We start from the raw sequence: 22,891 nt of genomic DNA, 5'->3' as shown, positions 1-22,891 counted from the left end.
CAGTCTCTCCGGGTCCATCCGGCGCTTAGGCGGTACGGGCCTGTGCCAGCGGCGGGGGTGCGATGGGCAGCAGCGCGGTGCCTGCACTGATGGTGTCCGCCGACAGTTCCCAGACCCGGCGCAAGGCGCAGAATTTCCACCAGTGGTGCTTGAGGACCTCGGGGTTGGCACGGACGGGCCGGACCTCCGTCTCCCCGATGGCGACGGCCAGCAGGACCGGGTTTTCGCCGTACTTCCAGGGCTCCCAGGTTCCCGCCTCCGCATCCACCAGGCTTTCCTCCGCCTTCATGCCGGCCACCAGCTGCATCACTACTTTGTCGTCCAGCGGTTTGACCAGGCCGTCGCGCGTTGTGCCCTTGGTCTTGTAGTCGATCAGGCAAATGCGTCCGTTGATCCGCGCCACAAGGTCAAGGGTGCCGGCGTAGCCCACGGTGTTGTTCCAGACCGTGATCTCGGGGGCGATGGGCTCCACCTGGAAGAGCTCCCACCACTCGTCGAAGCGGACCGCGAACGCTTCCTCCCCGTTGGCGGCCAACGCCTCACGGGCCTCCTTCATGGCGTGGGGACGTCCCAGCGCTCGCAACGCCACCTGCTCGCAGTAATTGTGGACCCGGTCCCCGCGCCGGGCGGCATCATCACGATAGGTTTCCGCAGCCTTGGCCGCACGGTTGATGGCCTGCTTGATTTTGGCCGGGCTGCCCAGGCAGTCCGACAGCAGCGGATCATTGGCCAGGCTGCTGGCACCCATGTAACCGAACCAGCCATCAAGGCCATGCGGCTGCTGGCTGATAACCGTGGTGATGGAAGGTACGGAAAACTGCTCAGACGTTGACCGTGCGTACATCCGGCCGTATTCGGTGGCGTGGGCGAGAAGCGGATCAGTCATACAAAAGACTCTTTCACAGGGGGCCGACAAAAGCTCCGGGAGGCAGGCGCTGCACATGAAAAAGGCCCGTCTCCGCTGCTGATGAGCGGAAACGGGCCTCTGCGGTGGGCGATACTGGGTTCGAACCAGTGACCTCTTCGGTGTGAACGAAGCGCGCTACCACTGCGCCAATCGCCCCGATGCATTTGAATGCTAGCCCACCTCTGCCCTATTTCAAAAATCGAACAACACACCCCGCTGACCGGTACCGCGCCGCCGCCCCTGCCTGGCCGGGAATCCTCGAAAGCAGCCCAACGGGACACAGCCTGCCGCCCCCGGGCGCCCCTGCCGCCGTCGGAAATTACACAACTGTAACTCGCAAAATCCGCGTGATTACAGCGATCTGGAGGCACACAATGGGCGCAGGGCCGAAGCGATTTGGAGAATCCCGGAACCTCCTATATTGTTTTTACTCGTTGGAACGCGAGGAAATGCCGGAAACGGCAGGGAATCAACCCTCCAAAATGCGGACGTAGCTCAGCTGGTAGAGCACCACCTTGCCAAGGTGGATGTCGCGAGTTCGAATCTCGTCGTCCGCTCGCAGGACACTGTCACAGCAAAGGTTCTTCGGAATTGACGCTAACACGGTGGGTTGGCCGAGAGGCGAGGCAGCGGCCTGCAAAGCCGTATACACGGGTTCGAATCCCGTACCCACCTCGGTGAAAACCATGGTTTCCGGATACTTCGGATGCAATGGGCGATTGGCGCAGCGGTAGCGCGCTTCCCTGACACGGAAGAGGTCACTGGTTCGATCCCAGTATCGCCCACTGGCAAGGCAACTTGCCCGCAGTACCACCGGTTTACCGGTCCATCCTGCACACGCGGACGTAGCTCAGCTGGTAGAGCACCACCTTGCCAAGGTGGATGTCGCGAGTTCGAATCTCGTCGTCCGCTCTCTTACATCCCACAGCCGGTCTTCCGGTTCGGGGCGATTGGCGCAGCGGTAGCGCGCTTCCCTGACACGGAAGAGGTCACTGGTTCGATCCCAGTATCGCCCACCATGTAAAGCAGCTCTGCGGAGCTGCTTTTTTCGTATTCCCGCTCCGCTGCAGGCGAATTCCCTTGGCACACCTTTCACGCCCGGATAGGATCGAAGGCGCGAGGAGCGACCTGGCTCCGCGACAGAAGGGAGGTGCTCGTGGGTTTGATTGACGATCTAAAGGGCAAGGCTCAGGGTCTCATCCGCGGCAACGAGCAGGCCATCAAGGACGGCATCAGCAAGGCCGGCGATTTCGTCGACACGAAGACCGGCGGCAAGTACGCAGGCCACGTCGACAAGATCCAGGATGGCGCTTCCAAGCTCATTGACAAGAACGGAACCCCGGGCCAGGCACCTGCCCCCGGACAGGTTCCCCCGGCAGCTCCTGAAAATCCGGTTCCGCCGGTGGACAGGGCTCCGTAAAGGATTTGGCCGGGGCCTTGCCCCAGCACGTCAACGGGGCGCGGGTCCCGCCGCGAGGCGGCGCCCGCGCCTTTGGCGTTTAAGAATGCCCTCGGCTGCCCGGCCAGTCTGCCTTTGGCAGCCCCGATTGCCGGTTCCCAAACCCGCGCCGGTAACCTGCCGGATATGCCCAACTCCCCCGCACCCTCCAGGACAACCAAGGCCGGACTGCCGCGGTTCGACTCCCGGCCCGTTGTCGCCGGGATCGTTACCGCCCTGGTGGGCTTTACCTCGTCCTTTGCCGTAGTCCTCGCCGGCCTCAAGGCGGTGGGCGCCGATTCCACCCAGGCCGCGTCCGGCCTGCTGGCGCTGACCCTCGCCGTCGGGCTGGGCGTCCTGGTCCTCGCCTGGCGCTCCCGGGTTCCGGTGACTCTGGCCTGGTCGACGCCGGGTGCGGCGCTGCTGGCTGCAGCGGGAATGCCCGACGGCGGGTGGCCGGCCGCCGTCGGCGCCTTCCTGGCGACAGGCCTGCTGTTGGCCCTGACCGGCATGGTGCCGGCGCTTGGCAGGTTGATGGCGCGGATTCCGTCCCCGCTGGCGCAGGCAATGCTGGCCGGGGTCCTGCTCCAGCTTTGCCTGGCCCCCTTCAAAGCCCTGGGCACGGTTCCCGGTTTTGTGGCGCCGGTGATCCTGTGCTGGCTGGTGATGATGAAGTTCGCTCCGCGGTGGGCGGTGCCCGCGGCTTTGCTCATGGCCCTGGGCGTGATCGGAATTTCCCTGGCGTCCGCCGGGACGCCGGTGGATGCGGGAGGCCTTATGCCCACACTCGCCTGGACCACGCCGGCGTTCAGCCTGCAGGCCCTGGTGGGCATCGCCGTCCCCTTGTTCGTGGTGACCATGGCGTCGCAGAACGTTCCCGGGGTAGCTGTCCTGCGGTCATTCGGATATGACACTCCGTGGCGGCCGGCGATGCTGGTCACGGGAGCGGGGACTGTTGCGGGGGCTCCCTTCGGCGGCCACGCCATCAATCTTGCAGCGCTCAGCGCGGCGCTGGCCGCAGGCGGGGAAGCAGGCGGGGACCGGAGCAGGCGGTGGGTTGCCGGCTTCACCTCCGGGCTGGCCTACCTGGTGCTTGCCGCTTTTTCCGCTGCCCTGGTGGCGGTGGTGAACCGGGCGCCGGCCGGGATGCTCGAAGCAGTGGCCGGGTTGGCCCTGCTGGGAACCCTTGCGTCGGCGATTTCGGCTGCCCTGGCGGACACGGAAGACCGCATCGCCCCGGCCGTCACGTTCCTGATGGCGGCCTCAGGCCTGGCATTTGCCGGAATAGGCTCCGCGTTCTGGGCGCTCATTGCCGGGCTGGCGGTGCGGTGGGTGCTGCAGCCACGGCGCAGCGGGACCGCCTCTTAGGACGGTTCGTGGTTCTGCCCTTCACGCGCCAGGGCGGTCAGGCGGGACACGGCGCGGAAGTATTTCTTCATGTACCCGCCGGTCATCATTTCCTCGGTGAACAGCTGGTCGAAGGGGACGCCGCTGGCCAGGATGGGAACGTCCTTGTCGTAGAGCCGGTCCGCCAGAACCACGAACCGCAGCGCCACAGCCTGCTCCTTGATGGTTTCCACGTTGCGCCACACCACGCCGTCAATGCCGTCGATCAGTTGGCGGTAGCGGCTGGGGTGGACACCGGCCAAGTGGTGGATAAGGGTGGAGAATTCGTCCTGGGCAACCGTCTTGCCGTCGAACTCCGCCTTCATGTGGGCGTTAAGTTCGCTGTTTCTCAGCGGGGCCGGTGCGGCGGGGAGGCCGCGGTGGCGGAAGTCCTCGCCGTCGATGCGGATGACCTCGAACTGGTCCGCCAGGACCTGGATTTCGCGCTGGAAGTCTACTGCGGCAAAGCGGCCGTCACCCAGGGAACCCGGCAAGGTGTTGGACGTGGCGGCGAGCTTGACGCCGGCGTCGGCCAGTTCCCGCATGAGCCGGGACATCAGGACGGTGTCGCCGGGATCGTCCAGTTCGAATTCGTCGATGCAGACCAGCTTGTAGCTGCTCAGGGCGTCAACGGTCTTGCGGAAGGACAGGGCGCCCACGAGGTTGGTGTACTCCACGAACGTGCCGAAAGCCTTGGGGCCCGGCGAGGCATGCCACAGCGAAGCGAGCAGGTGGGTCTTGCCCACGCCAAACCCGCCGTCAAGGTAGATGCCGGCACGGGAATCGTCCTTTTTGCCGAACAGCTTCTTGAACAGCCCGCCTCCGTTGCCCGACCCCACGCCGTCGGCAAACCCTTCCAGTTCGCGCACGGCAGCGGCCTGGCTGGGCTGCTTGGGGTCCGGGCGGTAGCTCGCAAAGGAGACCTCCCCGAACCGCGGCGATGGGTAGAAGCCCTTGAGGAGTTCGTCCACCGAAACTGCCGGAGTGCGGGCGGCAAGCTGTTCGATCTGTACCAAGGTGGTCCGTTCTGCTGGTGGTTGGTCCCCAGAAAGGATACCGGCAATGCGGACCGGACCCGGGCTGGTTGCCTCCCTCCCGACCGAGGGCGTGACGAAGGCAACATTTCGTCCTATTAACGGAATACGGACAACGTCATGGGCACTGGCTAGGGTGGGAACAGGTTCCAATGCATGTTCCACGGTTTCCCGTGCTCTTACTGAAAGGCCAAGCCATGCCCTACCCGGTTGAACAGAATGAGAAGTTCGCAGCCTACGCCCACCCGGAGCGGCTCGTTTCCACGGAGTGGCTCGCGGCTGCCATCAAGGACGGCGCCGTGGCCAATGGCGGGCTGGTGGTGGTGGAGTCCGACGAGGACGTGCTGCTGTACGAGACCGGCCATATCCCCGGTGCCGTCAAGATCGACTGGCACACCGACCTGAACGACGAAGTGTCCCGCGACTACATTGACGGCGCGGCCTTCGCTGAGCTGGCGGCGTCCAAGGGCATCTCCCGGGACAGCACCGTGGTCATCTATGGCGACAAATCCAACTGGTGGGCCGCATACGCGCTCTGGGTCTTCACGCTCTTTGGCCACCAGGATGTCCGGCTGCTCGACGGCGGCCGGGACAAATGGATCGCCGAAGGCCGCGAGCTGACCAAGGACCGGCCTGCCCCCGCCCGGGGCAGCTACCCGGTAGTTGAGCGCGACGACGCCCCGATCCGCGCCTTCAAGGACGACGTCCTGGCTCACCTGGGCAAGCCCCTCATCGACGTCCGCTCCCCCGAGGAATACACCGGCCAGCGCACCCACATGCCTGCCTACCCGGAGGAGGGCGCCCTCCGCGGCGGCCACATCCCCACTGCGGCATCCATTCCCTGGGCCCGTGCCGCCGCAGCTGACGGCACCTTCCGCAGCAGGGAGGAGCTGGAGGCCATCTACCTGGGCGAAGCCGGGCTGTCCGAGGGTGACGACGTCGTGGCGTACTGCCGCATCGGCGAGCGGTCCAGCCACACCTGGTTCGCCCTGAAGTACCTCCTTGGCTTTGATTCCGTCCGCAACTACGACGGATCGTGGACCGAGTGGGGCAACGCCGTGCGCGTGCCGATCGTCAAGGGCGCCGAGCGTGGTTCCGTTCCCGTCGCCGTCGGAGCCTGACGCAGGACCACCCGCGTAGACTTGGAACGATGACTACTCAAGCTTTGCCTTCCGCCCTGGCGGCAATCGTGGACGACTTCCAGGCCCTGTCCGAACCCGAGAGGCTGCAGCTGCTGCTGGAGTTCTCCGAAGGACTGCCGGAGCTCCCCGACCGGCTCAAGGACCACCCCGAACTCCTGGAGCAGGTGGTGGAGTGCCAGTCGCCGCTGTTCCTCACCGTCGAGACAGAGAAGAACGACGCCGGTCCCGCCGGCGCCGTGCGGCTGTACTTCAAGGCCCCGGCTGAGGCTCCCACCACCCGGGGTTTTGCCGGCGTCCTGCACGAGGGACTGGACGGCCTGTCCGCGGAGGAGATCCTGTCCGTGCCGGACGACATGCCGGAGCTGCTGGGGCTCACCCGGGCCATCACCCCGCTGCGCATGAGGGGCATGACGGCCATGCTGGGAAGGATCAAGCGCAAGGTGGCCGCCGCCGCCAAGGTCGCCTGACCCCGCCTCCATGGCACGCAGGAACGGCTCCCAGGGAACCCCGGCCACAGCGGCTTTGACCGCGGCCGGGGTTCCCTTTGTGCTCCACCCCTACACCCACGATCCGGCGGCCGCGAGCTATGGCACCGAGGCCGCCGAGGCCCTCGGCATTGATCCGTCCCGCGTCTTCAAGACGTTGATGGTGGACGTGGAGGGCCGGCTGGCCGTGGGCATCGTACCTGTCAGCGGAACCCTCGACCTGAAGGCAATGGCTGCCGCACTCGGAGCCAAGAAGGCTGCCATGGCTGATCCCGCAGCGGCCCAGCGGCGCACAGGCTATGTGCTCGGCGGCATCTCCCCGATCGGCCAGCGCCAGCCCTCCCCCACGGTCCTGGACTCCTCCGCGTTGCGGCTGGAGACGATGCTGGTGTCCGGGGGGCGCCGCGGCCTGGACATCGAGCTAGCTCCGGCCGACCTCATCCGGCTGACGGAAGCTGTTGCGGCGCCCATTGGTTCGCCGGCTGCGGGCAACTCCCGTCCATAGCAGTGCAGGGGCTGGGAGCCCCTGGCTACTCGATTACGTACCGCTGCATCATGTCGTTGTCCTCGTGCTCCAGGATGTGGCAGTGCCAGACGTATTCACCCGTGAAGGATGAGCCGATGGCCAGTGGGTCACCTCCTGCCGCGGCTGCACCGAAGGGGACGCGGATCCGCGTCACTTCGCCAGGCATCGCCACCACGGTGTCCTTCCATCCCTGTTCATTGGCCGGCGAGGCCTTGGGACGGCCGATCAGGAAGGGCTTGACCGGTACAGCGCACCCCCTTCCCGGCGTGACGAGGCCGGTGGCCGGATCGATATAGTCCGTGGCCTCAAGGTAGGAGTCGGCATCGAACTTTTGCCGGTTGAGCACCTGGAACTGGGTGAAGTGAAGGTGGATCGGGTGGGCGTCCACCGTGGTGTTGATGAGCTCCCACTGTTCCAGTGTGTCTTGCTTCACCACCGTGATGTCGGGGCTGTCGAACATCCTGTTGTTCAGCAGCGCCATGATGGGAACGTCATCGGCGTTCGCCACTTCCACCAATGCCATGGACCTGGTGGCCACGGTGGGCAGTTCCACGAGCCGGGTGAGAGGCTCGGACCGCAGCTGGGCCGGCAGCGGCACCGTATAGCCGGGCTCGGAGAGGACAGTGAACTGCATGATTTGTGGGAGCGGGATGGCGCCGCGCTGGACAGATTCCGGCCCGTTCGGGAAGGGCACCCGGGCACTGTTGGCCAGGACCACCTTCGAACCTGCCTTCAGCCCGGCGAAGTCCACCACAATGTCTGCCCGCTCACCGGGTCCCATGACCAGCCTGTTGAGCCTGACCGGGGCGTCCAGCAGGCCGCCGTCGGACCCTATCTGGTGGAAAGTGACTGCGGTGCCGTCCGCGATGAACTTGAAGTCGTAGAACCGTGCGTTGGAGCCGTTGAACATCCGGAAGCGGTACTTGCCGCGGGCCACGTCCAGGTTGGGCCGGCATTTTCCGTTGACCGTGGCAACATCGCCGAAGAACTCAGGTGCCCAGGGCCGGGCTGCGCCGTCTGCGTCCACTAGTTCAGGGTTGGGCGGGTAGGCAAACGAGCCGTCCGGGTTGAACATGCGGTCCTGGATGACCAGCGGCAATTCATATGGCGGCGGTGGAAGATGTGTCCCGTCGCCGGTGTCGATGCCCGTACTGCGGGTGTCCCGGAGCAGGTAGCCACCGGCCAGCCCGGCGTAGACATTCAGGCGGGTGAGGCCCAGCGCGTGGTCATGGTACCAGAGGCCGGCCGCATCCTGGTTGTTGCCATAGTGGTAGGTGTACGAGGCGCCGGGCCGGAAAGTCTGTCCAGGGCCGCCGTCGGACGTTGGTGCAGTGTTGCCGCCGTGGAGGTGGACAGCCGTCCTGGGAGATCGGGCGTCGTTGCTGCCAGGCGGGACCAGTTCCGGGTCGATGGCGAAGGCAAGGGGATGCCGCCCAATATCGTTGTGGACTGTGAGGCTCAGGGGTGTACCCTTCCGGGCGATGATGACCGGCCCCAGGTAACTCCTGGATGATGCAGCGTCCTGGTACGTCAGCGTGTCGGTCAGGCCCATTTCGGCCTGGAAGCGGTGGCGGGAGTTGCGGGCCCACAACTCGAGGTTGCCGCCGGACCGCATGTCGATAACCCCCAGGTCGGCGAGCGCGGGAAGCTGCTCCGTAAAGGTGCCGGGCGGGGAAACAGGGGCCGCCAGTCCCGGGCTGGCCCCGGATCCATAAGCCTGGGTCAGAACACCTGCACCGGCCACAGCGCCGGCCTGCAGCAGTTGTCGTCTTGTAATGCGCATTTTGGGGCCCCATTTCTTCGCAGCGGTATCCCCCCTTGGGCAGCAGGATAAACCTGTGCTTTAGTCCGTCATAGGGTCACGGGTCCCCTCTGTAAGGGGGTGGGCCACCCCGGTATGCCCTCCAGTCCGCCCCGCGGCCCGGCCGGTGAAATGGTCCATGGTTTGGTTGACCCCCAGCACGTCCATGACCCGGTCGAAGACGCCAACCGGAAGGACCCGCAGGGCCGGCAGCAGGTTCACGATGGGCGGCAGGACCAGCTTTCGGCGCCCGGCTTCGATGGCATCCAGGACCTTGGTTGCCACCTGCTCTTCCTGGAGGATGGGAAGAAGCAGGGGCCAGCGCGTCCGGACGCCGTCGAACATCCCCGTGTCGATGTAATAAGGGCACACCGCCAGCGTATTGACACCAATTTTTCCAGCGCGGAGCTCGGCACGGAGTGATTCGTTGAAACCGAAGGCGGCAAACTTGCTGGCGGAATAGTCTGTCTGGCGGGCGACGCCCACCAGGGCTGCAGCACTGGCAATGGTGACCACGGTTCCCCGCCGGCGGTCTACCATTCCGCCCAGGAAGCCGCGGGTGACCCAGTACAGGGCCATGACGTTGACCTTCATGGTCCTTTCGATGGCTTCTTCCGTGGCGTCGAGGAGTGCCAGGCCGCTGACCACTCCGGCGTTGTTGACCAGGATATCCACGGGTCCGGCAACAGCCGCCGCGGCCTTCACGCCCCCACGGTCCGTGACGTCCACGGCATGGGCTTCGGCCAAACCGCCGGCAGCCCGGATCTCGTCGCGCACCGCCGTGCCGCGTTGGACGTCCACATCCCAGATCACCACCCGGCTCCCGCGCCGGGCTGCTCCAAGCGCCAGGCGGCGGCCCAGCCCGCTGCCGCCTCCCGTGATCAGCACAGTTGCGCCGGAAAGCCTGGTTCCCTGGGGCATATCAGTCCTCCTGCGATGTTGGCGGCGCGTGTCCCGGCGCCACAGGCAGTGTCCTTTGACGGCTTCGGGGTACGCGGCCCATCACCCTGATGGCCCCTTTCATGATCCGTGCGTAGGTCCGGTTGGACATGCCGGGAAGGGGTGCAACACGGAGCAGCCGCTGCACGGCGATGGTCTGCGGCTCGGTGTACTTGAGGATGCCTTCCCGGCCGTGGCGGCGGCCTGCGCCGGACTCCTTCATGCCCCCGATCGGTGCATCATGGGATGCCCAGGTGGCTGCGTAGCCTTCATTGACATTGACCGTTCCCGTCAGAAGCCTGCGGGCCACTGCCTCGCCCCGCCGGGCCGACCAGACGCTGGCATTAAGTCCGAAGTCGGAATCGTTGGCCAGGGCAACGGCTTCGTCGTCGTCCGTTGTGCGGTAGACGGCCACCACCGGCCCAAAGGTCTCTTCCCTGGCAAGGAGCATCTCCTGCGTGACTCCCGTCAGGACCGTTGGCTCGTAGAACAGCGGCCCCAGATCCGGCCGGTGCCGTCCGCCGGTGACCAGTTGGGCTCCTTTGGCGAGCGCATCCTGGACGTGGCGGTCAACCCGTTCCAGTTGCGCCGGGCTGATGAGGGATCCCATGCCGATGTCCCAGTCCGGTCCGGGAGCCATGCGGATGCCTTTCACCGCGGCCGCGAAGGCGGCCAGGAAGCTGTCATGGACGTCTGTGTGCACGTAGATTCGTTCGATGCTGACGCACAGCTGTCCGGAGTTGGAAAAACAGGCGTGTACCGCGCCGGCGGCGGCTTTGCCCACATCCGCATCGGCCAGGACCAGCATGGGGTTCTTGCCGCCGAGTTCGGCCGAGAAGCCGATCAGCCGCTCACTGCACTGCCGCGCCACGGTCTTGCCGGTCTGCGAGGATCCGGTGAACATCAGAAAGTCGACCCGCGCGATCAAGGCAGGGCCAATTGCAGTGCCGGGCCCTGTGACCACTTGGAACAGGCCTGCGGGAAGCCCCGCCTGCCGGAGCAGTGTGAGCATCAGCAGGGCGGTGAAGGGCGTCTGCGAATCCGGCTTCAGGACGATGCCGTTCCCGGCCAGCAGGGCCGGGACGGCGTCCGAGACCGCAAGGGTCAGCGGGTAGTTCCAGGGGCTGATGACCCCCACCACTCCCTTCGGAAGACGGTGTTCGGTGGTGCGGGTCAGGACCGGGGCGGCGCCCTTCCGGCGGCGCGGCCCAAGGTGCCGTTCTGCGGTGCGCGCGTAGTAGTCCGCCGTCAGGACCACGTCCGCAAGTTCCTCAAAGGCGCTCAGCCGGGACTTGCCGCTCTCTGCCTGCACCAGGTCCAGGATGTCCTGCTCCCGGTCCAGCACCAGCCGGCGGAAGCGCCGGATCACCCGGCAACGGTCTTCGACGGAAACGCCTGCCCAGTACCGCTGCGCCACGCGGGCAGTTCCGACGGCGGCATCAACGTCGGGTGCGCTGCACACGGGCACTTCGCCCACAAGCGTGCCGTCAAAGGGTGCGTGCGAAGCCTGCGTCGGGGCGCCCGGTGCTGCCGCAACCAGCCTTGACAGTCCCGCGGCGAGATCCCGGCCCCGCGCGCTCAAGGCCGCCGTCCCGGGCTGTTGTTCGTGGAGTTGGTCCGCCATGTCACGCCCCCGCAGCGGTGTGCCCGGCCAGCGTTCCAGGGGTGAGCCCTGTGCCGGGGTTGAGGCGCGGAGCGAGCTGCTGCCGGAGCCAGGCCTTAACCAGCCGTTCCCAGCGCTCGGGGTCCACATTCCATTCCTTGGTGTGCCGTGCGTGGTTGAACGTCTCGAACGTGACCATCTCCGGGTTCCGTTCGGCCAGGAGCGCGGACGGTCCGTAGGGCACGTACTCGTCGTCAACGCTGTGGATGATCAGCGTGGGTGTCCGCAGCTCCACGGCCCGGGACACCCAATCCATGACCTTCAGGTCCACCGGTGCCGACAGGCCGGTCAGGCGGCGCCCCAGCGGGTGGCCCAGCATCAGCTGCCCGTAGCGGCCCACCAGCGACGGAATCCGGTTCAGCTGTGCATGGTGCGCCAACACGGTCACCCAGTCGATCACGGGTGCGTCAAGCACCATGGCCCGGATCAGGTGCCGGTACCGGGAAAGGTCCGCGGTCTGCAGGCAGATGGCCCCTCCCATGGACCAGCCGAACAGGACAATTTCCTCGGCCCCCTCGGCCAGCGCATACTCAATGGCGGCTTCGATGTCCTGCCACTCCGTAGAGCCCAGGCCGTACCGTCCGTCATCGGCCGACGGCGCCAGCCCGTCGTTGCGGTAGGACACCAGCAGGCTGGTCAGGCCCAGCTCCAGTGCCGGTCCCACCGCCCGCAGCGCTTCCTGCCGGGTGGCTCCGCGGCCGTGCACCATGATGGCCCAGGTGCGGGCTGTCCCCTTGGCCCGGACCAGCCAGGCCGGCGCTTCCCCGCGCTCCACGGGTATCAGCACGTCCTCGGCAGGAATTCCGACGGCGGCCGGGTCAGGGTAGGTGGCGCCGCTCCACCATCCCCAACGGGCCGTGGACAGGTCGCCGCTGTAGACGGCTTCGACCTCGCGCAGGACCGTGCGTTCGGCCGGCGAGTAGGAGATGATGCGGCCGATCCGCGCGTGGCCCTTGCCGCCGTCGAAAAAGAATCCGTAAACCCCATCCACGGTGGTGTCGTCATTGGCGGCCAGGATCACCTGCTGCTTCTGCCCGTCCCGGATTACGGCCAGCAGTTCCTTGTCCGCTGCCCGTTGCCGGGCCGGGGTAATGACGCGGCGGGCAAAGTACACGGCGAGCGCGGACGAACCGGCGCCCAGCAGGCTGGCCACGGAGCCGCCGGCGACAGCTCCGCCGATGGCCCACTTCGCCCCCGGCGACATTCCGCCGGAATCCCTGGTGGTTGCAGTCATTGCAGGGCGCGCTCGCCGGAAAGGTGCCATGGGACTATTCTTACCGGCGTTGCCGCCGATACCCGCATTCCCGGACAGGAACGGCACGGCGGCGCACGGCTCTCCGGTCGTGTTCCGGCACTTTCCGCAAGTGCGGTGCAGGCGCCCCCGAGCGGCGCTAGGCTAAGGCCATGAGTGATCCGATCATCATCCTGACCGAAGAACCCCTGGGCGCGGACGACCGCGTGAACATTGAACGGCTGGTGGATGGGTCGGACAGCCGGCTGCTGGTCCTGGTCCCTGCGAACACCGAGCGCCACCTGCTCGTGGACTTCCTCGAAAACCTCTCCATGCTGGACGTTGCCAAGGCATTCCGGGAACTCGCCGGCCGCAACCCGGACGCCGCCGCCGAGCGGGCGCACGCGGATGAAACGCTCGCCACCTCGCTTGCCGCGCTGGAGGGCCTGGGCTCGGGTGTGAGCGGCCAGGTGGTGGAGGGGAAGGCGGTGGACGGCCTTGTGGCGAAGGTCCGGGAAACCGGCGCCTCGCAGGCCGTGGTGATCACCAGGCCGCATGCCGTGGCCGATACCTTCCACACCGACTGGGCCAACAAGGCGCAGGACCAGCTCGGTGTCCCTGTGCTCCACCTGTACGCGGGCTCGGGATTTATCGGCGACTCCTGAGCGTTGGGAATGCTATGAGCATCTTTGGAAACAGCATCTTCGGTAACAAGTCGGCAGGCGTTGTTGGCGGGGCACCGGCCAATGCCACGCAGGACCCTGCCCGGCATGACACTGCCACACAGGACACCCCTCAGCAGGACACCGGCATCCCGGAAACTACCGTCAGGAAGAGCGATGAACAGTGGCGGGAGGAACTGACGCCGGAGGAGTACCACGTGCTGCGGCAGGCCGGAACCGAGCGCCCTTACACCGGTGAGTACTGGGATACCCACACAGAGGGTGTGTATCAGTGCCGGGCGTGTGGCGCCGAACTGTTCACCAGCAACGAAAAGTTTGACTCGCACTGCGGCTGGCCTTCCTTCTGGGCTCCGCTGGCTGAGGGGAATGTGCGCTACATCCACGACAGGACCCTGGGCATGGAAAGGATTGAGGTGCGGTGCGCGTCGTGCGACTCGCACCTGGGCCACGTCTTTGCGGGCGAGGGGTATGGAACGCCTACCGACCAGCGCTACTGCATCAATTCGGTGTCACTCCGGCTGGTGGCCAGGGATGATGCCGGGGAAAGTACGCCGGAAAGCTGAGCCGGAGAGGGCAGCGTTCCGGGACTGATCCCACAGCGGAGGGACAGTCTCGATCCTTCCCGGAAACCATCGAGGCTAAGCGTTTCTTACGAATGAGTTGTTTTGGCATAAGTCCTGCTGGTTGCTTGTTACGCTCACCGGAGAAGCAAGCAACCAGAAAGGCAGCCGACGATGACAGAGACCCTGACCACCGCCGTCACCGGGATTTCCGCACAGGACCACGACTGGCTCCGGCTCAAGGCCGCCGCCACCGCACTGCAGGCGCTCCAGGTCCAGGACGGGTCCGTCCCCAACCCCGCGGACCACGGGGAGGCAGCGCAGTACGTGGATGCCATTGTGGCCGCCATCCGGGCCCTGGCCCCCGCCTTTCCGCACGACGCCGACTACCTGGACGCCGCCTGCAAAGACTTCGAGGCATGGGCCGCCGGCGGCTTTCCTGTCCCCGACTTCCTCTCCTCGCTCCTGGCCTTCCAGCCGCAGGAGCACCGCCGCGACGGGCTGCAGCACCTTGTGGTGTTCCCGATGTACACCCAGAACGGCAGCAGCAACAGGCTGGTGGAGGCTGTGCTGGTGGAGGTCATCTGGCCCGAATTCATCGCCGGACTGGAGGCCGGGGACTACTCGAACAAGCTGTTCGTCCCCATCCGGTTCGTCGACTTCACTCCCGGCTACGACACGAACTCGGCCGTCCTCTTCCCCGAGACTGTGGCCGTCAGCCAGACCCCCACGTTCACATGGGGCGCCATCTTTGCCGACCGTGAAGCCGCCCGGTTCCGCCGCGTGCTGAAGGCCGCCGCGGAGATCACGGCCCTGGAGCTGCCGGAGGCCGCCGCGGAACTGCTCGCGGACCAGGACCTCACCGAGGCCACCTTCGTGATGTGGGACCTGATCCACGACCGGACGCATATGCGCGGGGACCTGCCGTTCGATCCGTTCATGATCAAGCAGCGGATGCCCTACTTCCTGTATTCGCTGGAAGAACTGCGCTGCGACCTCACGGCCTTCCGCGAATCGGTGCGGATCGAAAGGGACGACGACGCCGACCCCGACGCACGGCGGCACGCGAAGCTCGTACAGTACGCAATCATCTTCGACCGCATTTTCCGCTTCGCCATCACCGGCAGCCGGGTCCGCAACTACGATGGCCTGGGCGGCCAGCTCCTCTTTGCCTGGCTGCACCAGCACCACGTGCTGCACTGGACGGATACCCGGCTTACCATCGACTGGGATGAGGTGGCGGACGCCGTGATCGCCCTGGGTGCCAGCATCGACGAACTCTACTGGCGGTCCATTGACCGTCCCAAGACCGCCCACTGGCTGGCGGCCTACCAACTGGTTTCGGCCACCGTCACGCCCAACCCCGCCTCCGTCTGGGCCAAGGGCCCGGACGCGCTGCCGTTGGCGGGGACGCCCCGCGGACTCACGGACCAGGTGCTGGACGACGAGTTCCCGCTGTCCATGTTCTACGAGGCACTGGAGAAGAAGATGCGCCCAGTCATTGAGTCCACCGCCGGGATCACCGGCCGCTCCGCGCTGTGAGCAGCGCCGGTCCGGCCGGGGGCGCGCCCTCCGCCCGGCCGCTCACTGTCCTGGTGGCCGGCGGCAGCGGCGCGTCGGGAATCGCCGTGGCGCGGGCACTGGCCGCCGCGGGGCACCGGGTGGCCACGGCGGGCTCCGACCAGGCCCGGATCACGGAGGCAGCGCGGAAAGCGGGCGACGGCGTCAGTCCCTTTGCGTGCGACCTGGCGGTTTTGGCGGACGTCCGGCGGCTTCGCGACGACGTCACCGGCGCCTTGGGGGCGGTGGACGGCGTGATCCACCTGGTGGGCGGCTGGCGCGGGGCCAAGGGCATCGCGGACCAGTCCGACGACGACTGGGATTTCCTGGAACGCGGCGCCATCACCACGCTGCGCAACGTGTCACGCGTCTTTTTCGACGACATCGCCGCCTCCACGTCGGGAAGGTTTGCGATGGTTTCATCCACTGCCCTGGATCAGCCCGCCGCAGCGGTCGCCAGCTACGTGGCGGCGAAGGCCGCCGCGGAAACCTGGACCATGGCCATGGCCGATGGCTTCCGCCAGGCCTCAGGGAGCAGCGGGAGCCCGGCGGCCGCCACCATCCTGGTGGTCAAGGCGCTGGTGGACGATGACCTGCGCCGCGCCCATCCCGAGCGGAAATTCCCGGGGGCAACGGACGTAACTGACCTGGCTGCCGCCGTCGTCCGGCTTTTCACCACTCCGTCCGCCGAACTCAACGCCGCCCGGCTCCGGCTGGCGGACTGACCGCCTGTCTGGCTTTACCTGGCGTGGCAGTACCTAAACTGAAAGCGTGAGCAACCCTATGACCACCACAGCAGAAACCCGTGCGGCGCTGCGGCTGCATGATCCCAACGTGCGCGGATTTGCCTCCGACAACTACTCCGGGGTCCACCCGGAAGTCCTGGCAGCCCTTGCCGCAGCCAATGGCGGACACCAGGTCTCCTACGGCGAAGACGACTACACCGCGCGGCTGCAGGAACTGATGGTTGACCACTTCGGCCCAGGCATCGAATGCTTCCCCGTCTTCAACGGCACCGGCGCCAACGTCCTGTCGCTGCAGTCCCTGCTCCCCCGCTGGGGTGCCGTGGTATGCGCCTCCACCGCCCACATCAACATGGACGAGAACGGGGCACCGGAACGCATCGGCGGCCTCAAACTCCTGCACGTGCCCACGCCGGACGGGAAACTGACTCCTGAACTGATCGACCGGGAGGCCTGGGGCTGGGGTGACGAGCACCGAGCCCAGCCGCTCGCCGTCTCCATCACCCAGACCACGGAACTGGGCACCTGCTACACGCCGGAAGAAGTCCGTGCCATCGCCGACCACGCGCACGCCAGGGGCATGAAGCTGCACATGGACGGGGCGCGGCTGGCCAACGCGGCAGCCCACCTGGGCGTGCCCCTGCGCGCATTCACCCGGGACGCCGGCGTCGATATCCTCTCCTTCGGCGGCACCAAGAACGGGCTGCTCTTCGGCGAAGTAGTGGTGGCACTGAACCCGGAAGCCGCCCACGGCCTGGTCTACCTGCGCAAGATGGACATGCAGCTGGCCTCCAAGATGCGTTTCATGTCCGCCCAGTTCATCGCCCTCCTGGAAGGCGACCTGTGGCTGCGCTCGGCCGCACACGCCAACGCCATGGCCACCCGGCTGCGTGCCGCCGTCGACACCATTGAGGGCGTCCGGCCCACCCAGGAAACCGAATCCAACGGAGTCTTCGCCATCCTTCCCCCCGGTACGGCGGACCGTCTGCGGAAGTCCTTCCGGTTCTACGACTGGGATGAGGCGAAAGGGGAAGTCCGGTGGATGTGTTCCTTTGACACCACGGAGGAGGACGTCGATACCTTTGCTGCCGCGATCCGCCATGAGCTCCGGGAATACCGCGCCGGCCAGGCCGGGTGAGCGGCCGCCGACGGCGAGCCTTCCTGCCCCGGCCCGTCCCGCCCCGTAATCTGCCAAGGTGAACGCACTGGACCAGGTTCCCCCGGATTTTCTCCACGCCTTGGGAACCCTCAGGAAAGCCCGCTGCCGGAAGGAACTTCGCCTCGCGGAGATCCCAGCCCCCGCGCGGCTGGCACCCTTCGCCGTCGCGCTGGGCGCAGAGGTGATGGCACCGGGCGCCGCAACCCCGGCCACGCCGGTCCACGGACCTGCGGCCATGGCGTTTGCCGCCGCATCCGGAACGGCCGCCCCGGGACCGGCGGACGAGGACGAAACGGAGCTGGCCACCGGACGCTTCATCCTGCTGCACGATCCGGATGGCTCGGCGGTCTGGGACGGCGAGTTCCGGATTGTCACCTACATCCGTGCAGAGCTGGAACCGGAAATGGGCAACGACCAGATGCTGGGAACCGTGGCGTGGACCTGGCTGGTGGAGGCGTTGGAAAACCACAAGGCGGCATACCGGGCAGCCGGCGGCACCGCCACCCGCGTCCTCTCCGAAAGCTTCGGGACACTGGCCGGGCGGCCCGGGTCCATCGACATCGAACTCCGGGCCTCCTGGACGCCCGCTTCCTCCGACGTCCAGGCCCACCTTGAGGCCTGGTCCGACATGGTGTGCACGTTCGCCGGCCTGCCGCCGCTCCCCGACGGCGTCACCGCACTCCCACCCCGTCGGCGAAGCCAGCAGAACGGTTATGGGGCAGCCCGGTAAACTGGGGGCATCATGACCCCAAACATTCCGGAAAACACCACGGCCGGCGTCCCGGCTGCTGCTGCCGCATCCCACATCACGGTGGAGGGCTTTGACAGCCCCATCCCCGAAATCATCGACCTTGACTCCCCCCGGGACGGCGTTCCGCTGGTCATCGAAACTGCGTCCGGCCTGGAGCGGTGTGCCGCGGCCATTGCCGCCGGCACCGGACCCGCCGGCGTGGACGCCGAGCGCGCATCAGGTTTCCGCTACGGACAGCGCGCCTTCCTGGTCCAGATCCGCCGCGAGGGCGCCGGAACCTGGCTGATCGATCCCGAACCGTTCGAGAACCTGGACATCATCAACGACGCCCTGCGGGGCGTCGAATGGATCCTGCACGCCGCCACCCAGGACCTGCCCTGCCTTTCCGAGCTCGGGATGTGGCCGGACAAGCTCTTTGACACCGAACTCGCCGCGCGCCTGGCCGGGCTGCCCCGGGTAGGCCTGGCCGCCGTCATCGAGCAGCTGCTGGGATTCGGGCTTGCCAAGGAACACTCCGCGGCCGACTGGTCCACCCGGCCCCTGCCGGAGCCCTGGCTGCGCTATGCCGCCCTGGACGTGGAAGTCCTGACCGAACTGCGTGAGGAACTTATCGAGCTGCTGGAGGCGGACGGGAAACTGGAGTACGCCCAGCAGGAATTTGCGGCAATCCTCGCAGCGGGCATCGCTCCCCCGCGCGTTGACCCGTGGCGGAAGACCTCGGGCCTGCACCAGATCCGGGACCGCCGCCAGCTGGCCGCAGTCCGCGAACTGTGGCTGGAACGCGACTCGCTGGCGCAAAAACGCGATGTGGCACCGGGCCGGCTGCTCCCCGACTCGGCCCTCGTCGCCGCGGCGAAGGCCATGCCCGCCACCGTCCCACAGCTGCTCACCACCAAGGGGTTCCACGGGCGCGCTGCCCAGCGCGAAGCGCCGCGGTGGCTGCGCTGCATCGCGGCCGCCCGGGACCTGGAGGACCTGCCACCCCTGCACCTGGCCACCAACGCCCCGCCGCCGCCGCGGGTCTGGGCCGACCGCGATCCGGAAGCCGCTGCCCGCCTGGCCACGGCCCGGCCCCTGCTCCAGGCGAAAGCCGAGGAATTGAACCTCCCGCTGGAGAACCTCCTGACGCCCGACTACCTCCGGCGCGTGGCCTGGCGGCCGCCCGCGGACGTCACTGAAGACTCGATTTCCGCGGAATTGCGGACCCTGGGCGCCCGCCCGTGGCAGGTGGAACTCACGGCTCCGCTGATCTCCGCCGCCTTCCTGGACCCGCAGCCGCTTCCACCCAAGGAACCCAAACAGGCCGCTGCGGCGGCCGGCCAATAACCTTTTCGCGTCAGCCCTTGCAGGCTAAGTTACTCACGAGTAACATCGGTGTGACCGACGCCAGGTGAGTGCCGCACTCCGGCATGCGCCCGGCGCTACGTCTCGATGAGGAGTTACACGTGAGCCAGCACGGAAGCGGCGCATCCCCGCGCACTGTCCGCGACGTCGTCTTTGTGGACGGCATCCGCACACCCTTCGGCAGGGCCGGCGAGAAAGGAATTTACGCCGGAACCCGGGCCGACGACCTGATCGTGAAGTGCATCCGCGGCCTCCTTCGCCGCAACCCGTCCCTGCCTTCGGAGCGGATCGATGAGGTGGCCATTGCCGCCACCACCCAGACCGGCGACCAGGGCCTCACCCTGGGCCGGACCGCCGCGCTGCTGGCCGGTCTCCCCCGGACGGTCCCCGGCTTCGCCATCGACCGGATGTGCGCCGGTGCCATGACGGCCGTCACCACCACGGCCGGCGGCATCGGATTCGGCGCCTACGACGTGGTGGTTGCCGGCGGAGTGGAACACATGGGCCACCACCCCATGGGCTCCGGCGCCGACCCCAACCCCCGGTTCATGTCCGAGCGGCTGGTGGACCCGGCAGCCCTGAACATGGGAAACACGGCCGAGAACCTGCACGACCGCTTCCCCGCCATCACCAAGCAGCGCACCGATGCCTACGCGGTGGCCTCGCAGGACAAGCTGGCAGCCGCCTACCGGGACGGCAGGATCCAGCCGGACCTGGTTCCCGTTGCCGCCCGGAAGCCGGGCGAGGGCTGGACCGTCCACAGCAAGGACGAACCGCCGCGCCCGGGCACCACCATGGACGACCTGGCCGCCCTGCGCACGCCGTTCCGGGCCCACGGCCGGGTTACTGCCGGAAACGCCGCCGGGCTGAACGACGGCGCAACCGCCGCTGTCCTTGCCTCCTCCGAGGCCGCCGCAGAGCTGGGGCTGCCCGTGAAGATGCGGCTGGTGAGCTACGCCTATGCGGGGGTGGAGCCCGAGGTGATGGGCATCGGCCCCGTCCCGGCCACCGAGAAAGCACTGAAGAACGCCGGGCTGACCATCGGGGACATCGGCCTGTTCGAGATCAACGAGGCGTTCGCCGTCCAGGTCCTGAGCTTCCTTGACCACTACGGCATCGCCGACGACGACCCCCGGGTCAACCGGTACGGCGGCGCCATCGCCGTGGGGCACCCCCTTGCCTCCTCCGGTGTCCGGCTGATGATCCAGCTGGCCCGCCAGTTCGAAGAGGACCCCTCCGTGCGGTACGGGATCACCACCATGTGCGTGGGCCTTGGCATGGGCGGCACCGTGATCTGGGAGAACCCGCACCACCCCGACTACAGCGGAACCCCCTCCGGGAAGACCGCCGCCGTTTCCGAAGGAGCCATGGCATGAGCGCCGCAGATTACCGCAAGTTGGCGGACCTTTTCCCCAACGAAACCGTGACCCACTCCTATGTGCAGGACATCGCCCTGCCAGGCACGGCGGGCAGGCCCAGCCCGGGCACCTTTGCCCTCGTCACCCTGGACAACGACCTGGACCACACCAAACCCACCACCCTGGGCCCCAACACCCTGGTGGAGCTCGGCACCGTCCTGGAGGGCCTGCGCGACCGTGCGGCCCGTGGCGAGATTGTGGGCGTCGGTGTGACCGGCAAGCCGCATTACCTGGTGGCGGGCGCGGACCTCTCCGCCGTGAAGTCGCTGGAAAAGCGTGAGCACGGGCTGTGGATGGCACAGCTGGGCCACGACGTCTATGCAACCCTGGCAAACCTTGGCGTCCCCAGCTTCGCCTTCATCAACGGCGCCGCGCTGGGCGGCGGCCTGGAAATCGCCCTGCAGTCCACCTACCGCACGGTGTCCACGGGGGCGGGTGCCCTGGCGCTTCCGGAAGCCTTCCTTGGCCTGGTGCCCGGCTGGGGCGGCGTCTACATCCTTCCCCGCCTGGTGGGCCCGGAAAATGCCGTAAAGGTCATGATCGAAAACCCGCTCAGCAACAACCGCCCCCTCACCGGTGCGCAGGCATTCGGCATGGGCATCGCCGACGCCCTCTTCGAGCCTGCCGACTTCCTGGAACAGTCGCTGGCCTGGGCGGCCGGTGTCATCTCCGGTGAGGTGGTCCCGGAGCGGGCCAACGCCGTCGACCCTTCCTCCCCTGACGCGGCAACCCGCTGGGCCGCCGCGGTGGACGCGGGGCGGGCCTTCGTCGAGGCCAAGACCTCCAACGCCTCCCCAGCCCCAGCCAAGGTCCTGGACATCCTCGAGGCAAACCGCACCATGATAGCGGCGGAGTCCGCCGCGCTGGAATGCGACACACTGGCCGGGCTGATGCAGACGGATGAGTTCCGCTCTACCGTCTACGCCTTCCTCGACCTGGTGCAGAAGCGTGCCAAACGCCCGGCCGGCGCCCCTGACCGCAAGCTGGCCCGGCCCGTCACCAAGGTGGGCGTGGTGGGCGCCGGACTGATGGCCGGCCAACTGGCCCTGCTTTTTGCCCGCCAGCTGAAGGTGCCCGTGGTCCTGACCGACATCGACCAGGCGCGCGTGGACAAAGGCGTTGCGTACGTCCACGCCCAGGTGGACAAGCTGCTGGCCAAGCAGCGCCTAAGCCAGGACGCGGCCAACCGGACCAAGGCGCTGGTGACGGGCTCGGTGTCAAAGGACGCCTTCGCTGACGCCGACTTCGTGATCGAGGCCGTCTTCGAGGAACTGCACATCAAGAAGCAGGTCTTCGTCGAGCTGGAAGGCATCGTGGCGCCGGAGTGCATCCTGGCCACGAACACGTCCTCGCTCTCCGTGACGGAAATGGCCGCGGACCTGCAGCATCCCGAACGGCTGGTGGGCTTCCACTTCTTCAATCCCGTGGCTGTGATGCCGCTGCTGGAAATCGTGCGCGCCCCGCGCACGGACGATGCCGTGCTGGCCACCGCCTTCGAACTGGCCAAGGCGCTGAAGAAGAACGGCGTGCTGGTCAAGGATGCGGCCGCGTTCGTGGTCAACCGCATCCTGCTGAGACTCATGGGGGAAGTCACGGCGGCCTTCGACGAGGGCACCCCGGCGGAGGTGGCGGACGCCGCGTTGCGGCCCATGGGGCTGCCCATGACGCCGTTCACGCTGCTGGCCATGGTGGGCCTGCCCGTTGCGCAGCATGTCCAGGAGTCCCTGAACGCCGCCTTCGGCGACCGCTTCCCGGTCTCCGATAACCTCAAGAAGCTCATCGACAACAACGTCAAAGCACTGTGGGAGACCGCCCCGGACGGTTCGCGGACCATCCCCCAGTCCACGATTGAGCTGCTGTCCTTTGGCTCCAGCCCGTCCACGGCGGAGCAGGTGCTGCACCGCGTCCAGGATGCCCTGGCTGAGGAAATCGGCCTCATGCTGGACGAGGGCGTCGTCGCCGGACCCGAGGACATCGACCTGTGCATGATCCTGGGCGCGGGCTGGCCCATGTTCCTGGGTGGCATCACGCCGTACCTGGACCGGGTGGGGGCCGCGGAGCGGGTCAACGGCAGGCGTTTCCTGGCACCGGGCGTCGCGTCCCCCGCCGCAGGGTAACCGG

General features: G+C 67.1%; 20 protein-coding genes and 6 tRNA genes. 19 read left to right on the top strand and 7 right to left on the bottom strand.

What is annotated here, in order from left to right; all coding sequences use genetic code 11:
- Nucleotides 1-25: 25 nt before the first annotated feature.
- Complete coding sequence (locus tag ACEN9K_RS09750) at nucleotides 26-886, bottom strand: PD-(D/E)XK nuclease family protein (RefSeq protein WP_018770767.1); 861 nt, start codon at nucleotides 884-886, stop codon at nucleotides 26-28.
- 105 nt (nucleotides 887-991) lie between these two features.
- Nucleotides 992-1,063, bottom strand: a tRNA-Val gene (locus ACEN9K_RS09745).
- 328 nt (nucleotides 1,064-1,391) lie between these two features.
- On the opposite strand from ACEN9K_RS09745, the gene ACEN9K_RS09740 reads away from it, so the two are divergent.
- The 7 genes from ACEN9K_RS09740 (at nucleotide 1,392) to ACEN9K_RS09710 (ending at nucleotide 3,713) form a co-directional block, all read left to right on the top strand.
- Nucleotides 1,392-1,464: transfer RNA gene (locus ACEN9K_RS09740), tRNA-Gly, on the top strand.
- Nucleotides 1,465-1,511: 47 nt separating this feature from the next.
- Nucleotides 1,512-1,582 (top strand) — tRNA-Cys (locus tag ACEN9K_RS09735).
- Nucleotides 1,583-1,620: 38 nt separating this feature from the next.
- Nucleotides 1,621-1,692 (top strand) — tRNA-Val (locus ACEN9K_RS09730).
- A 54-nt stretch (nucleotides 1,693-1,746) separates the two neighbouring features.
- Nucleotides 1,747-1,819, top strand: a tRNA-Gly gene (locus tag ACEN9K_RS09725).
- 32 nt (nucleotides 1,820-1,851) lie between these two features.
- Nucleotides 1,852-1,926, top strand: a tRNA-Val gene (locus tag ACEN9K_RS09720).
- A 137-nt stretch (nucleotides 1,927-2,063) separates the two neighbouring features.
- Entirely contained in the window at nucleotides 2,064-2,327 is a 264-nt protein-coding gene (locus ACEN9K_RS09715; protein ID WP_026265999.1) for an antitoxin, read from the top strand.
- Nucleotides 2,328-2,492: 165 nt separating this feature from the next.
- On the top strand, nucleotides 2,493-3,713 hold the full coding sequence (locus tag ACEN9K_RS09710) for a benzoate/H(+) symporter BenE family transporter (protein WP_495635603.1): 1,221 nt from the start codon (nucleotides 2,493-2,495) through the stop codon (nucleotides 3,711-3,713).
- Here ACEN9K_RS09710 and zapE read toward each other — a convergent pair.
- Nucleotides 3,710-4,747: a cell division protein ZapE gene (gene zapE / locus ACEN9K_RS09705; RefSeq protein ID WP_018770764.1), complete on the bottom strand. Its 1,038-nt coding sequence runs from the start codon at nucleotides 4,745-4,747 to the stop codon at nucleotides 3,710-3,712. The two genes, ACEN9K_RS09710 and zapE, sit on opposite strands and share 4 nt — an antisense overlap.
- Nucleotides 4,748-4,962: 215 nt before the next feature.
- Here zapE and ACEN9K_RS09700 point away from each other — a divergent pair, with 215 nt between their 5' ends.
- From ACEN9K_RS09700 to ybaK, 3 genes are read left to right on the top strand one after another with little or no spacing between them, the layout of a single operon-like run.
- Nucleotides 4,963-5,886, top strand: a complete 924-nt coding sequence (locus ACEN9K_RS09700; protein WP_018770763.1) for a sulfurtransferase — start codon at nucleotides 4,963-4,965, stop codon at nucleotides 5,884-5,886.
- 29 nt (nucleotides 5,887-5,915) lie between these two features.
- Nucleotides 5,916-6,374, top strand: a complete 459-nt coding sequence (locus tag ACEN9K_RS09695; protein WP_495635602.1) for a SufE family protein — start codon at nucleotides 5,916-5,918, stop codon at nucleotides 6,372-6,374.
- Nucleotides 6,375-6,384: 10 nt separating this feature from the next.
- On the top strand, nucleotides 6,385-6,897 hold the full coding sequence (gene ybaK, locus ACEN9K_RS09690) for a Cys-tRNA(Pro) deacylase (protein ID WP_018770761.1): 513 nt from the start codon (nucleotides 6,385-6,387) through the stop codon (nucleotides 6,895-6,897).
- Between the two features lie 25 nt (nucleotides 6,898-6,922).
- Here ybaK and ACEN9K_RS09685 read toward each other — a convergent pair whose 3' ends face one another.
- The 4 genes from ACEN9K_RS09685 to ACEN9K_RS09670 are packed head-to-tail and all read right to left on the bottom strand — an operon-like array spanning nucleotide 6,923 to nucleotide 12,555.
- The gene (locus ACEN9K_RS09685; RefSeq protein ID WP_495635601.1) at nucleotides 6,923-8,701 is read right to left on the bottom strand and encodes a multicopper oxidase family protein; all 1,779 of its coding nucleotides are present in this window, start codon (nucleotides 8,699-8,701) and stop codon (nucleotides 6,923-6,925) included.
- A 60-nt stretch (nucleotides 8,702-8,761) separates the two neighbouring features.
- Entirely contained in the window at nucleotides 8,762-9,640 is an 879-nt protein-coding gene (locus ACEN9K_RS09680; RefSeq protein WP_018770759.1) for an SDR family oxidoreductase, read from the bottom strand.
- A 1-nt stretch (nucleotide 9,641) separates the two neighbouring features.
- The gene (locus ACEN9K_RS09675; protein ID WP_495635600.1) at nucleotides 9,642-11,282 is read right to left on the bottom strand and encodes a succinic semialdehyde dehydrogenase; all 1,641 of its coding nucleotides are present in this window, start codon (nucleotides 11,280-11,282) and stop codon (nucleotides 9,642-9,644) included.
- Between the two features lies 1 nt (nucleotide 11,283).
- Entirely contained in the window at nucleotides 11,284-12,555 is a 1,272-nt protein-coding gene (locus tag ACEN9K_RS09670) for an alpha/beta hydrolase family protein (protein ID WP_056393651.1), read from the bottom strand.
- Between the two features lie 170 nt (nucleotides 12,556-12,725).
- On the opposite strand from ACEN9K_RS09670, the gene ACEN9K_RS09665 reads away from it, so the two are divergent.
- From ACEN9K_RS09665 to ACEN9K_RS09625, 9 genes are all read left to right on the top strand, one after another.
- Nucleotides 12,726-13,217, top strand: a complete 492-nt coding sequence (locus tag ACEN9K_RS09665; protein WP_018770756.1) for a hypothetical protein — start codon at nucleotides 12,726-12,728, stop codon at nucleotides 13,215-13,217.
- Between the two features lie 14 nt (nucleotides 13,218-13,231).
- Nucleotides 13,232-13,798 carry a peptide-methionine (R)-S-oxide reductase MsrB gene (gene msrB / locus ACEN9K_RS09660; RefSeq protein ID WP_495635599.1) on the top strand — a complete coding sequence of 189 codons (567 nt, stop codon included), beginning with the start codon at nucleotides 13,232-13,234 and terminating at the stop codon, nucleotides 13,796-13,798.
- 171 nt (nucleotides 13,799-13,969) lie between these two features.
- On the top strand, nucleotides 13,970-15,337 hold the full coding sequence (locus ACEN9K_RS09655; protein WP_018770754.1) for a DUF6421 family protein: 1,368 nt from the start codon (nucleotides 13,970-13,972) through the stop codon (nucleotides 15,335-15,337).
- The gene (locus tag ACEN9K_RS09650) at nucleotides 15,334-16,080 is read left to right on the top strand and encodes an SDR family NAD(P)-dependent oxidoreductase (protein ID WP_495635598.1); all 747 of its coding nucleotides are present in this window, start codon (nucleotides 15,334-15,336) and stop codon (nucleotides 16,078-16,080) included. Before ACEN9K_RS09655 ends, ACEN9K_RS09650 begins: the two co-directional genes overlap by 4 nt.
- Nucleotides 16,081-16,138: 58 nt before the next feature.
- Nucleotides 16,139-17,236 carry a threonine aldolase family protein gene (locus ACEN9K_RS09645; RefSeq protein ID WP_018770752.1) on the top strand — a complete coding sequence of 366 codons (1,098 nt, stop codon included), beginning with the start codon at nucleotides 16,139-16,141 and terminating at the stop codon, nucleotides 17,234-17,236.
- A 58-nt stretch (nucleotides 17,237-17,294) separates the two neighbouring features.
- Nucleotides 17,295-17,987: a DUF3000 domain-containing protein gene (locus ACEN9K_RS09640; protein WP_056393644.1), complete on the top strand. Its 693-nt coding sequence runs from the start codon at nucleotides 17,295-17,297 to the stop codon at nucleotides 17,985-17,987.
- Nucleotides 17,988-17,999: 12 nt separating this feature from the next.
- Nucleotides 18,000-19,334 carry an HRDC domain-containing protein gene (locus ACEN9K_RS09635; protein ID WP_144599647.1) on the top strand — a complete coding sequence of 445 codons (1,335 nt, stop codon included), beginning with the start codon at nucleotides 18,000-18,002 and terminating at the stop codon, nucleotides 19,332-19,334.
- Between the two features lie 119 nt (nucleotides 19,335-19,453).
- Nucleotides 19,454-20,728: a thiolase family protein gene (locus ACEN9K_RS09630; protein ID WP_478221997.1), complete on the top strand. Its 1,275-nt coding sequence runs from the start codon at nucleotides 19,454-19,456 to the stop codon at nucleotides 20,726-20,728.
- Nucleotides 20,725-22,887 (top strand): 3-hydroxyacyl-CoA dehydrogenase NAD-binding domain-containing protein, encoded by a 2,163-nt coding sequence (locus tag ACEN9K_RS09625; protein WP_495635597.1) that lies wholly within the window; start codon nucleotides 20,725-20,727, stop codon nucleotides 22,885-22,887. Before ACEN9K_RS09630 ends, ACEN9K_RS09625 begins: the two co-directional genes overlap by 4 nt.
- The last annotated feature ends 4 nt before the right edge of the window (nucleotides 22,888-22,891 follow it).

The sequence above is a fragment of the Pseudarthrobacter sp. Pseusp20 genome (genome assembly GCF_059492155.1).
Note: the sequence above shows the minus strand (reverse complement) of the source record. Positions and strands in the feature narration are given on the sequence as shown.